Genomic DNA, 14,844 nt, shown 5'->3' with positions numbered 1-14,844 from the left:
GGATAAACCACATCGATCACCGCAAACTGCCGGTGTCGCGGTGCGGTTCTTGCGCAGGCGATGTGCACGAAGCGCTAGCAGTCGACACGTGGCTTAGGGCAGCTAACAAAACGACTGTGCTCACCGCCAGGCGGGCGCGGCCGGTGCTCGGTGCGGCGTGTACCACTCCGGTTCTGAGCGCGCCGTCCACACCCACCTGACGACTGCTCGCGACGTTTTGGTAGCCACTCTCAGCGCATGTCGTCAAGACTTGCCAGACGTGACCATCGAGTTTTGCACGCGGCGTTTGAAGCGACCTGCGGTCGATGCTCCAGCATCGAGTAAGCATGACGCAGTGCATGCCCGCAGGACCCCCTGCCATTTGGCGGCATGACTTTCCGGCCGGGTTGGATGCCTGCGGTATCGGCCATACTCGCCGCACGTCTACTGCCGCAGGGTGCGCTTGCCGCAGCGCGGATGCGATTACGTACAAGGACCGTCATGCCCCACGTACCTTGCAATTCGAACGGCGTCGACGCAGCAGCGTCGCGTTCCGTCGCAGCACCCGTCTTGACCGCCCTGCTCCACCCCCGCCGGCTGTGCATCGCGTTGCTGACGCTCATCGCACCGGGCATCGCGCAGGCACAAGTAGACCTGTCGCAACTGGATGCGGACATGGCCGCGCCACGCACCCAGGTGCTGGTGCTTGGCAGCGTGCACCTGTCGCAGTTGCCCGAGGGCAGCGACATCAGTGCAGCGCGGCTGCAACCATTGCTGGACCGGTTGGCGGCCTATAAGCCGACCATCATCACGACGGAAGATCTGTCGGGCGAAACCTGCGATCTGATGCGGCGGCATCCCATGGTGTATCTGCCGGAAGACAGTGCGGCCTATTGTCCCAAGGTCGACGACGCAGCACGTGCGACCGGCCTGGATGTGCCGGCCGCCATCGGCAAGGTGCGTGCAACGCTCAAGAGCTGGCCCAACGCGCCGACGCCGGCGCAGCGCCGGCAGCTGGCTGCAGTGTTTCTGGCCTCGGGCGATCCGTCGTCTGCCTTGGTGCAGTGGCTGCAGCTTGCGCAGGCAGAGCAACGCGCTGGCGATGGGTTGGATACAGCGCTGGTGGCGCGGCTGCGCGCTGCGGAACAGCGCCAGGACGAGAGTAGCCTGATCTCCGTGCCGCTGGCGGTACGGCTTGGCCTGCAGCGCGTCTACCCGGTCGACGATCACACCGGCGACAACGTGCAGGTGGACGACCCGGCTGCCTACGGCACTGCCGTCCAGGGGGCCTGGGAAAAAGCCGCCCCGCGCGCCAGCACCATGCTCGCGCAGAAAAAACAGCTGGCGCAGCAAGGCAAGCTGTTGGAGCTGTACCGCGCGATCAACCTGCCGGCCAACCAGCAGCTGTCGATCGATGTGGACTTCCGCGCGGCGTTAAGCGAGAACTCGCCGCAACACTACGGCTATCGCTACGTGTCCGGTTGGGAAATCCGCAACCTGCGCATGGTGTCCAATGTGCGCGCCAGCTTTGCCGACCAACCCGGCGCACGCGTGCTGGCAATAGTCGGCGCCACGCACAAGCCCTGGTTCGATAATTTCCTGGGACAGCTACAGGGCGTGGAGATCGTCGATGCAGCGCAGGTGTTGGGCAATGAGGGGCAGTGACGAGCGGTGAGTAAAACGACTTCAGGATGACGCTCCAGGTCAGGAGCCTAGTCAGTCGAGGGCGCGATGCCCTCACCGCTCTCGGGACACGCCGCAAGTACGTCCGTGCAAGCTCGGTGGCGGCATCCATGCCGCCACACGGTCCCGCAATCGGTGAGAACACGGCACCAGACAGTGAATTGGTTGCTTTCTTGCAAGCAGAGTTAACAGGTTGCGTTCTTACAAACGTGGCCGTTGATCTGCTTGCGTTGGAAGGATGACAAAACGCGCCGTTATCCGAACGCGGACATCATGCCTTGCTTGCACCATGCACACCGACACTCTTGATTGGCCCTTGCCCGCGCACCGTCGCGGGACCTTACGCGGCATGGATGCCGCGTAAGAGCTTACAAGGACGTACTTGCGGCGTGCCCTGCGATGGTGGGTGGGCAAGGGCCCTGCAGCGAAGTGGCAGACAAGTGTCGCCAAGCACGGCATCAAACGGACAGCCGTGCATTAGATCGACAACGGCCGTCTTCCACTCCGAGCTCTCAGCTCAATACGTCCAACAAGCTACCCAGCATCTCGTCGGAACGACGTAGCGCAGCGGCGTTGGCCTGGAAGTCGTTGCGCGCCGATAGCCCGTCGACCAGATCAGTGACCGGAGCCGACGGATCGGACGACGCATCGACCACGCTGGCCGACACTCCACCATTGGCTTGCGTGCTGGCCGCGACAGCCTGACGCGGGCTGCCCTCTACCGGCTGGCGGGCCACATTGCTGGCGGCCACCTGCTGACGCAGCGCGGCGACCTGCATTCCGGAACTGGCGATGCTACTGATGCTCATGGTGGCTCCGGTGTGGCGGTGAGTGGATGCAAACAAGGCCCCACGCGTTGCAGACAGCATGCGAAGGGCAGCAACGACACGATCAGCAAGACTCAGTAAGAACCGACGCGCACCCGCAGCACGACCGGTTCCTGGCTGGCTGGACCCCCGCGACCGAAGTTGAGCCCGTAGTCGGTCTGGTCGCCGTTGAGCTGCTTTTCCACCTGCCAGCGCCCGTCGACATACCGCCCCTGCTCTACCCGCAACAGTTGTCCATGACGGTTATCGGCCGCCTCGCGGAAAAATTCAATGCGCGCGGCCATGCCGGTGACCAAGAACTCTTCCGGCCCCAGCTGCGCCACCAGCAGCCGCCCGCCGTGATCGTCGTTGCCCGGCAGGATCGCCGGCGCATCGCCCCACAACGGCGCGCCGAACGACACCTTGGCCTGCCAATCGCCAAAGCGCAGGGTGCGTTGCGGCATGCCGGGCTGCTCGGCAATCCCTTGCAGCCGTCCGTCGAAGGCGGCCTGCGCCAGCACGCGTTGCAGCGGCGCCAACAACTTGAAATTGGCCGCGTGCGCAGCGATTGCAGCGCGATTGGCGTCGCTATCCGGGTTGCCGTCCATGCCGAACACCGAAAACCCGATCCCGCCCTGCCCCAGCACATGGAACAGGTACGGCGCCGTCGCCGCTTCGAAGCCGGTCTCCGACACCCAGGCCGGATTATCCGGCCGCGCGTACTGGCCGATGACCTTGGTGTATTCGTTGTAATCGCTGGTGTAGATGTCGGTACCGATGAAGTCGATCGACGGCGTGGCCGCGCGCCACAGTGCGAATACATTCACCGTTGCGCCGCCGGACGGGTAATCCATGCCCGGGTAGCGCTTGCCCTTGTAGCGCAACCAGGTGTTGACGTAGAGCGGCAGCGGATACGCATGCTTGCCGGCAGCGGCCACTTGCTCGATGTACGCGGCAGTGGCATGCGCATTGAAGGCTTCCGCTGCATCGGCACCAAACAGTTGTTGCCAGCTGCCCTGCGGCTTGCCCAACGCCTGTGCGATTGCCGCCGGCACCGGCTGCGCAAACGCTGCCTCGCCGGCCGGGCCGTGGTCGCGCACCGTGCCGATGGCACCGGGTTCGTTTTCCACCTGCACCAGAATCACCGTGTGGCGGTCGCCATCGACCTTGCGCAGATGCTGCATCAATGCTGTGAACGCACGCGCATCGGCCTGCACATTGGCAGCCACATGCGGCGACAACACATCCACCGGCTCGCCATTGGCATCGCGCATGCGCGGATACGTGGTTTCGTCGCGCTTGATCCACTCCGGCACGTAATGCATCTGGCCGTTCTTCCAGCTGCCGAACCACAGCAGTGCCACGCGCAGGCCGCGCTTGCGTGCGCCGGCGATCAATGCATCCACATTGGTGGTGTCGAAACGGCCCGGCGCCGGCTCGAACTGTTCCCAGTACACCGGTGCTTCCACGGTGTTTGCATGCAGCGCGACCACGTCGTCCAGTGCCTGCGGCAACACCGCAGGCCACGCGCTGGAATTGTGCAACTGCGCAGCCAACATCGTATACGGCGCACCATCGACAAAGACCGCATGGCGTCCGTTCTGGCTGACGAAGCGTGGCATTTCTTCAGCGCACGCTGCCGGTGTCATCGCACCTGCCAGCAACGACAGCACACACAGACAGACAACCGCGCGGCCACGCCGGCGCATGGCGGATAAACGGGCAAACAGCATCAGCGAGCCTCCGGGGTGGATGAATTCCAGTGCGGCGTGGGCTGCCCGAGCAGGTGGCGCACGAAGAAGTCGTACTGGCGGCGCTGCACATAATCGATCGGCCCGCTGGAGCGGCCCACCGAATGCTCGCCGCCCGGCACGTTGAGCAGGTCGAAGTCCTTACCGGCCTTAATCAAGGCATCCACCACCTGTGCGGTGGAGGCAGGATCTACATTGCTGTCCTGCTCGCCGACGATCAGCAGCAGGTCGCCCTGCAACTTGGCCGCATTGGCCACGCCCGAGGCAGCGGTATAGCTGGCATCCACCGGCCACCCCATCCACTGCTCGTTCCAGCTGATCTTGTCCATGCGGTTGTCGTAGCAACCGACGAACGCCACGCCCACCTTGTAGAAGTCCGTATGGCGTTCGAGCGCGCCCAAGGTGCTTTGCCCACCGGCAGAAGCGCCGTAAATACCGACGCGACTGATGTCGTAAGAAGGATCTTTGGCCGCCAGTGCACGATGCCAGGCGATGCGATCGGGGAATCCGGAATCGCCCAGATTCTTCCACGCCACATCATGAAATGCCTTGGAGCGGTTGGCGGTGCCCATGCCGTCGATCATCACCACGATGAAGCCAAGATCCGCCTGCGCCTGCATGCCGATCTGCTTGTCGCCGCCGGAGTGATAGCCGAACGGCCAGAACGTCTTGGGCACGAACGAGTCGTGCGGGCCGGCGTAGATGTTTTCGATCACCGGATACTTTTTGTGCGGGTCGTAATCGCGCGGCCGCACCACCATGCCCCAGATGTCGGTACGACCGTCGCGGCCCTTGGCGACGAAAGTTTCCGGCGCACGCCAGCCTGCGGCAAGCAACTTGTCGATGTTGCCGTGTTCCACTTGCTGCAACAGCCGGCCATCGATGGCATGCAGCTCCATCACCGGCGGCAGATCCGGGCGCGAGTAGACATCGACGTAGTGCCTGCCATCGTCTGCAATCGCCACGTCGTGATCGGCATCGGCGGTGGTCAATCGCGTCAAGTTGCGCCCATCGAAATCCACGCTGTAGAGCTGGCGGTCATACGGGTCTTTGCCGGCATCCATACCGCTGGCAGTGAACCAGATGCGGCGCTGCGCATCGTCGACCTTCAGTACATCGCGCACCACCCAGGGCCCCTGGGTGACCTGCTCGATGATGGTGCTGTTGTGGCCGTCGTACAGATACAGATGTCGCCAACCGTCGCGCTCGGAGATCCACAGAATCTGGTCGCCATGCGCATCCACCTCATGGCGAAAGCTGCGATCGACATAGACGAACGTGCGTGCGTCCTCGCCCACTGCCACATGCGCCTGCCCTGTGGCGGCATCGATCGCAATCACGCGCATACGCTGAAACCCGCGTTGCACGTACTCAAAGCTCACACTGCGCCCATCCGCCCGCCACTGCAGCGGCGACAACGAATACGGGGTCGCGAACAACGCGTTGTCCACCACGCGCCGTGTGCCATCCACCGCCAGCAGCACCGGCCGTTCCACATCCACCGCATCGCCCGGCTTGGGATACAGCTGGGTGTGCACCACCGGCTCAAGACGTCCGACCGGCGCGGCTTCCACACGGGTGACCCGGCGCGCAGTACCCGGCCGCACCCGATACACCGCCAGCTGCTGCGAATCGGGCGACCAGGCAATGCTTTCCGGATCGAAGTAATCCTCGGCGCGGCCATCGTCGGTACGCTGCACGAGGTGACCATCGGCCACCCGACGCACGACCAGATTCCAGCCATCGGCCAGCGCCTCCCACTGCCCATCGGGCGAGCGGCGCGGCGTGGTATCGGCCGCTACGTCCGGGTCGCGCACCACGCCAAAGCCGCGCGGGCGCTGCTGCAACTGCGGCTGCCGGCCGGGCGCGTCGGGCGCGCACTGATACGTGGTCAAGGTGCAGCGCCACGCAGCGTCCTCAATGGCGAACACGATCGCACCGTCTGCACGCGTGCCTTCCTGCGAGTACACAAACTGCTCGAACGGCAACCCCAACGCCGTATAGGCGACGCCAGTGGCAGCTTGCAGCGCCTGCGCCACGCGCGCCTGGTCGAAGGCCGGCTGCTTGTGCAAGGTGGCAACCTCCACGCGGATGAAAGCGAACCCGCCAGGCACGGTCTTACGGTAATAGAACGTCCCGTCGTCCTGCCATTGCGCTGGCCAGGCAACGTTCTCGGTCAACGTGCTCCAGCGCGCGCGCAGGCCGAGCGAGCGTTGGTAATCGGCCACACTTGGCGCCGCCTGCGCAGTGGCCGCAAGCAACAGCATGCAGGCGGCGATGACGCGCGCCGCCTGCGTTCTCCATGCATGACGCCAGGCGTCATTCGCCATCGTCTTCTTCCAGTGCCAGTTCGTCGCTGCGCAGGCCGCTGCGTGCGCCCCAGTGATAGATGAAGAACGCAATCACCGCGACGCTTAGCGTATCGAACGGATGCGCGATCCAGCCGTGGCCGCCAAACGTGCCGGCCCACGACACCGCCATCACCAGCACGAAAAACACGATCAACCACAGCGACGCGCGCACCTGACGCAGCAAGCGCGCCCTGCCCTCGCGCGATGGCAACCGGTACAGCACGTACAGGACAAAGGCGAGCACTTGCAGGCCAAGCAGCCACGACAAAGTGGGCCAGGTGGACCAGTACACGATCAACGCCGCCACCATGAACGACACCGGCCCCAACACCGTCAAACCGCGCACATAGAACGGCCGCGGCAAGTCCGGCGCACTGCGCCGCAATGCGGCGACCGTCACCGGCGCCACCGCATAGCTCAGCACCAACGCCGCCGACACCACACCGATCAGCGTCTCCCATGACGGGAACGGCAGCGTCCAGAAGATCGACAGGCCCAGGCTTAACCACAACGCCGGACGCGGAATCCCCGACGCCGGGTCGACCCGCGTCAGCACCGGCAGAAATCCACCGCTGCGTGCCCAGCCATACACCACGCGCGGCGTGGCATTCATGTAGATATTGCCGGTACCGCTGGGCGAGACCATCGCATCGCAGATCACCAGCGCCGCCAGCCATGCCATGCCCAAGGCCAGCGCGATGTCGTGATACGGCAGCGAAAAAGCTTTGTCGATGCCGCTCCAGCCCTGCGCCAGTTGTGCCGCCGGAATACTGCCCAGAAAGGCAAGCTGCAGCAGCACATAGATCACCGTGGACAGCGCCACCGACAGGATCAAGGCAATGGGAATATTGCGCTGCGGGTCGCGCACTTCGCTGGCCACCGACACGATGGGGGTGAGCCCCAGATACGCAAAGATGATGCCGCCGGCGGAGATCGCCGCTTCCACCCCGGCCATGCCCGACGGTGCGAATCCATGCACGCTCAGGTTGTCTGCGTTGAAGTGCTTCATCAGCAGCACGATCACCAGGATCGGCACCAGAAACTTGAAGATGCTGACGATGTTGTTGGCCAGCGCAAAGGTCTTGACGCTGAAGTAGTTGAGCACGAAGAACAGCAGCAGCAAGGCCAGCTGCACCAACCAGCCCCACACGCTGGGATGGCTGCTGCCTGGCTGACTCAGCCACGGAAACCACGCTGCCGCATATTGCCGCGCGGCTTCCACCTCGATCGCAATCAGGCTGGAAAACGCAATCAAGGTGATGAAGCCGGTCAACGACCCCAGCAAGGCCCCGTGCGAATACTCCGGGTAACGCACCACCCCGCCGGCGCGCGGCAGTGCGGCGCCGAGTTCGCAATACACCAGCCCCAGCAACAACACCGCAATGCCGCCGAGTATCCACGACAGGATGCCGGCCGGCCCGGCGATCGAAGACACATGGCTTGCGGAAAACAACCACCCCGAGCCGAAGATGGAACCCAGGCCGATAAAGGTCAGGTCGGTCAGGCTCAGTCGCTTGTGGAACTTGCCTTGCGTGGTCGCACCGTGTGTTGTCATACGTCGCCCCGAGGAGTGGAAAGCGCAGTTACTGCGGCAATGCCGCACGCGTGGTGGTCATGCATCAATTATCGGCTGCCGCCGACGCATCGCTTGCCGAGGCCTCGGCTGCGCTGTCGTCCGGATACGGCGACACGCCACCGTCGGCAATGAAACGCGCGATGCGCGCCTCCAGTACCGGCAGCGGCACCGAGCCGGTCTGCAACACCGCATCGTGGAAATGGCGCAGGTCGAATTTTTCGCCCAGTGCGGCTTCGGCCTTGCGGCGCAGCTCCAGGATCTTCAGCTCGCCCAGGTAATACGACAGCGCCTGCCCGGGCCATGCAATGTAGCGATCCACCTCGGTGGTGACTTCGTGCTCGCTCAGCGCGGTGTTGTCGCGCAGATACGCCTGCGCCTGTTGCCGCGTCCAGCCCTGGTGGTGGATCCCGGTGTCGATCACCAGCCGGCAAGCGCGCCACATCTGGTAGGTGAGATAGCCGAAGCGGTCATAGGGCGTGTCGTACATGCCCATTTCCTGGCCCAGATACTCCGAATACAGTGCCCAGCCTTCGCCATACGCCGAGATATAGCTATAGCGGCGAAACGCCGGCAGCCCCTGCGCTTCTGCGGCCAGCGGCATTTGCAGCGCGTGGCCGGGCGAGGATTCGTGCAGCGTCAATGCGGTCAGGTTGTACAACGGCCGCGATGGCAGGTTGTAGGTGTTGACCAGATAAATGCCGGGGCCGCCGCGGCCACCGGTGTAGAACGGCGCCAGTTCCGGCGGTACCGGTTCGATCGCGAAACGGCGGCGCGGCAGCCGGCCGACGTAATCGCCCACCTTTGCATCCACCCGCTTGGCGATCCATGCCGCCTGCTTGAGCAGTTCTTCCGGCGTCTTGGCATAAAACTGCGGGTCGGTGCGCAGAAAGTGCAGAAACGCCGGGAACACCGCCTGACCGGCCGGTGGCTTGAAGGCGCTCTCGGCAATGGTGGCATCCATCTGCTTGCGCAGCTTGGCGACTTCCTGCAAACCGATCTGATGGATCTGGTCCGGGTTTAGCTCCAGCGTGGTGAACTCGCGAATCTGCGCGCGGTAATAGGCCTGGCCATCCGGCAAGGCTTCCCCGGCCAGCGTCGTGCGCGCACGCGGCTGGTACTCGGTGCGGATGAAATCCAGCAACGTTGCATATGCGGGCACCACCTGCGCGTTGATGGTTTCCACTGCCTGCGCACGCAGCTGTGCCTGCACGTCTGCCGACAGCGTGGCCGGCATCGTTTTGAACGGTGCGTAGAAAGGATTGGCCTCGCCACTGGCCTGCACCACATCGGCGATGGACTGGTCGCGCCCGGTCAAGGTGACCTTCGGTTGGCTGAAGCCCCGCGCCAGGCCGGCGCGCATATTGTCGGTGTGCTCGGCGAAATAGCGCGGGATATCGGCCAGCATCTTCAGATAGCGCTGATAGTCATCGCGCGTGCGCAGCGTGGCCTGCGCGCTGAAGCCCAGGTCGCTCCAGAACGCCGAGTCGCTGTTGAACGGCATTTCCCAGGCGCGAAAACGTTGCTGGTCCAGCAGCACCTGCAGCTGCTGCCGATACACCTGGTAGCTCACCTGATCTTCAGCAGACAGCTGCGCCTGCTGAATTGCATCCAGCTCTTTCAACGCCTGTTGCCAGTACGCAGTGCGCAGGGTTTGCGTGGCCACATCGACCTTGGGCAGATGATCGGACTGTTTGTCTTGCGTGGCCTGGTTGTCTTCATCCACCGCGCCGGACAGCTGCGCCTGGCGCCAGCGCCATTCGCGCGTGTACAGCGCTTTGAAGCGCGCTGCTGCGCTGTCTTGCGTGGTTGATGCGGGTGCTGCGGCCTGCGCCTGCAATGCGGTGCCACCCACACTGGCTGCAATCAAGACACTCAATGCGCTGGCGCGCCACACGGTGCTGGTCGTCATCGGCGTGCCTCCGGCGCTGCCTTGGCCTGCGCAATCCACTGCCGCACGCGTTGCTGCAACATCGCCAACGGCATTGCGCCGCCACCGAGCACCGCATCGTGGAAGGCGCGCACATCGAAGCGGTCGCCGAGTGTTTTCTCCGCTTCGGCACGCAACGCCAGGATCTGCAGCTGCCCGAGTTTGTAACCCAGCGCCTGCCCCGGCCACACGATGTAGCGGTCGGTTTCGGACTGGATGCTGGGCTCGTCGTCGGACGGATGGGCGTGGAAAAAATCCACCATCTGCTGGCGATTCCAGTGCTTGTAATGCACCCCGGTATCCAGCACCAGGCGGTTGGCACGCAGCAACTCGCCGGACAGGCGGCCGTAGTCGTTGTACGGGTCCTTGAAGAAACCGATCTCCTTGCCCAGGCGCTCGGCATACAGCGCCCAGCCTTCGATATAGGCGTTGTAGCCGGCCTGCTGACGGAACGGCGGCAATGGCAGCGTCTGCGCAAGCGAAATCTGCAGGTGATGGCCGGGCACGCCTTCGTGATACGCCGTGGTTTCGATGTTGATCAAGGTGCGGCTGGCGAAGTCGCTGGTGTTGACCTTCACGATGGCCGGCTTGGTGCCTTCCGGATTGCTTTGCCAATATTCGGCGCCCGGCGCAGCGCGGCGGAAGGCTGGCATCGCCTGCACCTCCAGCGCAGTCTTGGGCAGGTGCCCGAACAACTTGGGCAGCTCCGGCTCCATCGCGGCGATGTACTGGCGGTACTGCTGCAGGATCTGCTCGCCGGAAGTGGCGAAGTGCCGCTTGTCGGTCTCCACCGCCTTGCGGAAGCTGGCCAGATCGGCAAATCCCTGCGCCTTGGCGATCACCGCCATGTCGCCTTCAATGCGCGCCACTTCCTTCAAGCCGATCTGATGGATCTCCTCCGGCGCCATGTCGGTGGTGGTCTGGGTATGGATGGCGTAGCGATAACGGCGCTCGCCATCGGGCAGCGACCAGATGCCTTCGGAGCTACGGCCTTGTGCGGCGTATTCGTCGCGCACGAATGCCGCCAGCTTGCCGTAGGCCGGACGCACCTGTTGATCGATCGCCGCAAGCAGTTGCGTGCGTAGCGCAGCGCGTTGATCGGCCGGCACCGCGGCATCAAGCTTTTTCAGCGGCGACGCGAACGGGCTCTGCTCGCCGGTCAGCGCCGCGATCTTGTCGATCTGCTCGGGCAGGCGTTCCAACAGATATTTCGGCTGCACCAGGCCCTCTTTGGCGCCCTGCCGCGATACCGCGATGACCTGATCGACCACGGTCGGGATCGCCTGCAGCCGGGTGATGTAATCCTGGTAATCCTTGGCGTTTTCGAACGAAAACGCATCGCCATAGCCGGCCAGCGCCAGTTGGATGCCGCCGATCGGCTCCAGCGGCATCGCATAGGTCTTCAGGTCGATGCCTTCGAGCTTGTCGCGCAACTGGCCGAGCATCATCTGCAGGCTGAGCTGACGTTGCTCATCCAGCGCCTTGGCATCCACCGCTTCGAATTGCGTGAGCAGCGCGGCGGTGGCGCTGCGGTCGGCCTGTACGGCCTCCAGCGAGTAGTCGCTCCAGCGGTCGTTATAGCGTTTGTCGCCGATGATGCTGGCGAACTCGGGGCTGTGCTGCAGCTGGTATTGCCACTGTTTGTCCAGCAGCGCATCGAAGGCCTTGGCTGCCTGTACGCCAGGTACGGCTGCCGCAGTGGCAGCCGGACGATCCGGCGTGGACGGCGCCGGTTTGCAGGCGGTAAACAACGCGGCTGCAAGCAGGCCGATGGCGACAGGACGCAGGTGCTTCATGCAGTGACTCCAGAATGCAGGGACGGCGGTAGGAGCGCACCCGGGCGCGACTGGCTCTCTCGGGAATGCCAATCGCGCCCGGGTGCGCTCCTACGGTTCGTTTGCCTGTGCGGGCTCAGGCAAACGGTTGATCGATGGCGATCGAGGGCGGCGTAAACCACTGCGCGCCGGCATCGGTGACGTAGAAATGGTCTTCCAGCCGCACGCCGAATTGGCCCGGCACCACAATCATCGGTTCGTTGCTGGCGCACATGCCCGGCTGCAGCGGCAGCGCATTGCCGCGCACCAGATACGGCGCCTCGTGAATGGCCAGACCGCAGCCATGGCCGGTGCGATGCGGCAACCCCGGCAGCCGGTAATCCGGTCCCAGCCCGGCCGCTTCCAGCACGGTGCGCGCAGCCTGATCCACCACCTCGCAGGCAACGCCCGGGCGGATCGCCGCAAATGCCGCCGCCTGCGCGGCCTGCTCCAGATCCCAGATGCGCCGTTGCGCATCGCCGGGCGTGCCGTAACTCCAGGTGCGGGTGATATCGGAGTGGTAGCCCTGCACGGTGCAACCGGTATCGATCAGCGCCAGTTCGCCTTCGCGCAAGTGCTGCACGCCGGGAATGCCATGCGGAAACGCCGTGGCATGCCCGAACTGCACGATGCAAAAGGTCGAGCCGTTGTCCGCACCCAGCGCGCGATGCGCCTCGTCGATGAAGCGCACCAGCTGATCGGTACCGATGCCCTCGTGCGCGATGCCGGCGGCCAGCCGCTGCACCAGCAGCGTCATGTCGCAGGCCTGCTGCATCAGCGCCAGCTCGGCGGGCGACTTGCACATGCGGCAGCCGTCGATGATGGCGCCGGCATCGCGGATGGCCGTGCCCAAATGCGCGCGCAAGCCGGTGTGCACGGCGAAGGCGATGCCCGGATCCAACGCCAGTGCGTGCGCATGGCGGTCGTCCATCGCCTGCACCGCCAGCGCGTACGGGTCTTCGTGTTCTTCCCACAGATATTTGGCGACCGGAACCTGCAGCACCGCGTCCAGCGAGCCCTCCTCGAACGCCGGACAGAGCAGCACCGGGTCGCCGTCCAGGGTCAGCAACGCGGCGACCAGCCGCTCGCTGGCGCCCCACGGCACGCCGGTGAAATAGCGCAAGGACGTGCCGGCACCGATCAACAAGGCGTCAACACCGTGTGCGCGCATCAGCCCGCGTGCGCGTTCGATGCGCTGCGCGTACTCGTCTGCGGCGATCGGCGCGGCGCGCTGCGCCCAGGGCGCCAGTTGTGCGCGCGCCTGTTCCAGCGACAGACCGCCGATCTGCGTGCTCATGTGCCCGCTCCCAGATCGGCGGTGCTCCACTGCCCATCGACCAGACGCGCGACACCGCCCGGATTGTGCTGGCGCAGTTCCGGCGGCAGCAAGGCATCAGGCACGGCGTCGTAACTGTGCAAAGCGGCAAAGCGGCGAATCGCGCCTGGCATGCCCACCGCGGTGAAGCCCGGATGTCCGGTACTCGGGAACGGGCCGCCGTGGTTTTGCGCGGCGCTGACCGCCACGCCGGTCGGCATCTTGCTGTTGATCAACCGGCCCACCCGCGCACGCAGCACCGGTGCGATGGCCTGCCATGCCGCATCGTCGCTGCCATCGACAGCGCGATACAACGTGCCGGTCAGGTTGCCTTCGAATGCGGCGGCCAGTTGCGTCATCTGCGCACTGTCCTGCGCACGCACCAGCAGACTCACCGGGCCGAATGCCTCGGTCTGCAGCGCATGCGGGTTGGCGAGAAATGCCGATGCCTCCACGCTCAGCAAGGTCGGCGCATAACGGTAGCCGTCCTCACCGGTGTGGCCGCCCGCCAGCACCGCGGCGCCGGCAGCGCGCAAGCTCGCCACCCCACGTTGCACGCCATCGACCCCTGCAGCCGAGAACAGCACCATCGGCATGGCCGCGTCGAAATGCGCCTTGGTGGCCGCAACGAATGCATCGCCCGCCGCGCCGTGCGGCACCACCACCACACCGGGATTGGTGCAGAACTGGCCACTGCCCAAGGTGCACGAGGCAAAAAATTCCTGCGCCAGCGCATCGCCGCGCTCGGCCAGCGCGCCCGGCAACAGAAACACCGGGTTGACGCTGGACAGCTCGGCATAGAACGGCACGCCGGCCGCATCGGCCGCGGCCTTCAACGCCAGCCCGCCCGCGCGGCTACCGGTAAACCCGATCGCGCCCAGGCGCGTATCGCCGGCCAACCGCACGCCGACGGTGTTGTCGAAGTGATACAGCAACTGCACCGCCGCCGCCGGCAAACCAGCGCCCACCAGTGCCTGATGCGCGAGTTGCGCCATGCGCTGGCTGGTGGCCGGATGCAGCGGGTGCGCCTTGGCGATTACCGGGTTGCGCGCAGCAATGGCGGAGGCGAAATCGCTGCCGGCAATCGCGTTGAACGCGAACGGGAAATTGTTGGGGCCAAACACCAGCACCGGCTTGCCCAGGGGCGCCAGATGCGAGCGCAGATCGGCGGCGCTATCGATGATGGGGTTGGTCCAGCTGTAGCTGCGCACCGCGTTTGCGGCCTGGCGCAACTGGCCGCTGGTGCGCGGCAGCTCATTGCCACGCAAACGCGTGGGCGCCGGCAATGCGGTTTCTGCATGCGCGAGTGCGACCAGGGTGTCGGCGTCAGCATCCAGCGCATCGGCGTATGCGTCCAGAAATGCGGCAATCCGCTCGGCCGGCGCGGCAGCCAGCTCGGCGGCGACCGCGTGCGCGGCGCTCAGCGCGGTTTCGATATCGTCTGCACTGCTGACCGGAAACAGTGGCCCGATCGCCTCGCCCGTGGCGGGGTTGGCGGCGCGGAAACTGCCCGTCGCCGCGTGACTGGGCTGCCATTGGCCGGCCAGCAGAATGGGTTGGATCGTCTCGTTCATTGCGGCACCTTCAATTGCATGGAATCGACCTGTGCGCAGCGTGCAGCAGCGGCCGACCAAGGGGCCGA

The 14,844-nt window shown here is 64.9% G+C and carries 9 protein-coding genes and 1 other RNA gene; 2 read left to right on the top strand and 8 right to left on the bottom strand.

Features of this window, described 5'->3' with window-relative positions; all coding sequences use genetic code 11:
* Nucleotides 1-148 precede the first annotated feature (148 nt).
* Together RQH86_RS08955 and RQH86_RS08950 are read left to right on the top strand one after the other, a co-directional pair.
* Nucleotides 149-226, top strand: a non-coding RNA gene (locus RQH86_RS08955) — sX9 sRNA.
* A 323-nt stretch (nucleotides 227-549) separates the two neighbouring features.
* The gene (locus RQH86_RS08950; protein WP_311240013.1) at nucleotides 550-1,644 is read left to right on the top strand and encodes a DUF5694 domain-containing protein; all 1,095 of its coding nucleotides are present in this window, start codon (nucleotides 550-552) and stop codon (nucleotides 1,642-1,644) included.
* Nucleotides 1,645-2,174: 530 nt separating this feature from the next.
* Here the strand turns inward: RQH86_RS08950 and RQH86_RS08945 are convergent.
* The 8 genes from RQH86_RS08945 to RQH86_RS08910 form a co-directional block, all read right to left on the bottom strand.
* Complete coding sequence (locus RQH86_RS08945) at nucleotides 2,175-2,471, bottom strand: hypothetical protein (protein WP_115513263.1); 297 nt, start codon at nucleotides 2,469-2,471, stop codon at nucleotides 2,175-2,177.
* A 92-nt stretch (nucleotides 2,472-2,563) separates the two neighbouring features.
* The gene (locus RQH86_RS08940) at nucleotides 2,564-4,201 is read right to left on the bottom strand and encodes a DUF5597 domain-containing protein (protein ID WP_311240663.1); all 1,638 of its coding nucleotides are present in this window, start codon (nucleotides 4,199-4,201) and stop codon (nucleotides 2,564-2,566) included.
* Nucleotides 4,201-6,549 (bottom strand): DPP IV N-terminal domain-containing protein, encoded by a 2,349-nt coding sequence (locus RQH86_RS08935; protein WP_311240662.1) that lies wholly within the window; start codon nucleotides 6,547-6,549, stop codon nucleotides 4,201-4,203. Before RQH86_RS08935 ends, RQH86_RS08940 begins: the two co-directional genes overlap by 1 nt.
* Nucleotides 6,539-8,125, bottom strand: a complete 1,587-nt coding sequence (locus tag RQH86_RS08930; RefSeq protein WP_115554020.1) for an APC family permease — start codon at nucleotides 8,123-8,125, stop codon at nucleotides 6,539-6,541. The genes RQH86_RS08935 and RQH86_RS08930 overlap by 11 nt, the downstream gene beginning before the upstream one ends.
* Before the next feature lie 64 nt (nucleotides 8,126-8,189).
* Nucleotides 8,190-10,055: a DUF885 family protein gene (locus RQH86_RS08925; RefSeq protein WP_311240661.1), complete on the bottom strand. Its 1,866-nt coding sequence runs from the start codon at nucleotides 10,053-10,055 to the stop codon at nucleotides 8,190-8,192.
* On the bottom strand, nucleotides 10,052-11,869 hold the full coding sequence (locus RQH86_RS08920) for a DUF885 family protein (protein ID WP_311260646.1): 1,818 nt from the start codon (nucleotides 11,867-11,869) through the stop codon (nucleotides 10,052-10,054). The genes RQH86_RS08925 and RQH86_RS08920 overlap by 4 nt, the downstream gene beginning before the upstream one ends.
* A gap of 115 nt (nucleotides 11,870-11,984) precedes the next feature.
* Nucleotides 11,985-13,184 (bottom strand): Xaa-Pro peptidase family protein, encoded by a 1,200-nt coding sequence (locus tag RQH86_RS08915; protein WP_311240443.1) that lies wholly within the window; start codon nucleotides 13,182-13,184, stop codon nucleotides 11,985-11,987.
* Complete coding sequence (locus RQH86_RS08910; RefSeq protein WP_311240442.1) at nucleotides 13,181-14,776, bottom strand: aldehyde dehydrogenase family protein; 1,596 nt, start codon at nucleotides 14,774-14,776, stop codon at nucleotides 13,181-13,183. The genes RQH86_RS08915 and RQH86_RS08910 overlap by 4 nt, the downstream gene beginning before the upstream one ends.
* Nucleotides 14,777-14,844 lie beyond the last annotated feature (68 nt).

The sequence above is a fragment of the Xanthomonas sp. WCS2018Noco2-27 genome, assembly GCF_031843525.1.
Taxonomy (GTDB): Bacteria; Pseudomonadota; Gammaproteobacteria; order Xanthomonadales; family Xanthomonadaceae; genus Xanthomonas.
The sequence above is the reverse complement of the archived record's forward strand: the minus strand, read 5'-3'. Positions and strand labels throughout refer to the sequence as shown.

Bases quoted from the DNA above. Each gene is read 5' to 3' on its own strand.
- RQH86_RS08945 (WP_115513263.1), bottom strand. From the start codon at position 2,471: ATGAGCATCAGTAGCATCGCCAGTTCCGGAATGCAGGTCGCCGCGCTG.
- RQH86_RS08940 (WP_311240663.1), bottom strand. From the start codon at position 4,201: ATGCTGTTTGCCCGTTTATCCGCCATGCGCCGGCGTGGCCGCGCGGTT.
- RQH86_RS08915 (WP_311240443.1), bottom strand. From the start codon at position 13,184: ATGAGCACGCAGATCGGCGGTCTGTCGCTGGAACAGGCGCGCGCACAA.
- RQH86_RS08935 (WP_311240662.1), bottom strand. From the start codon at position 6,549: ATGGCGAATGACGCCTGGCGTCATGCATGGAGAACGCAGGCGGCGCGC.
- RQH86_RS08920 (WP_311260646.1), bottom strand. From the start codon at position 11,869: ATGAAGCACCTGCGTCCTGTCGCCATCGGCCTGCTTGCAGCCGCGTTG.
- RQH86_RS08910 (WP_311240442.1), bottom strand. From the start codon at position 14,776: ATGAACGAGACGATCCAACCCATTCTGCTGGCCGGCCAATGGCAGCCC.
- RQH86_RS08930 (WP_115554020.1), bottom strand. From the start codon at position 8,125: ATGACAACACACGGTGCGACCACGCAAGGCAAGTTCCACAAGCGACTG.
- RQH86_RS08925 (WP_311240661.1), bottom strand. From the start codon at position 10,055: ATGACGACCAGCACCGTGTGGCGCGCCAGCGCATTGAGTGTCTTGATT.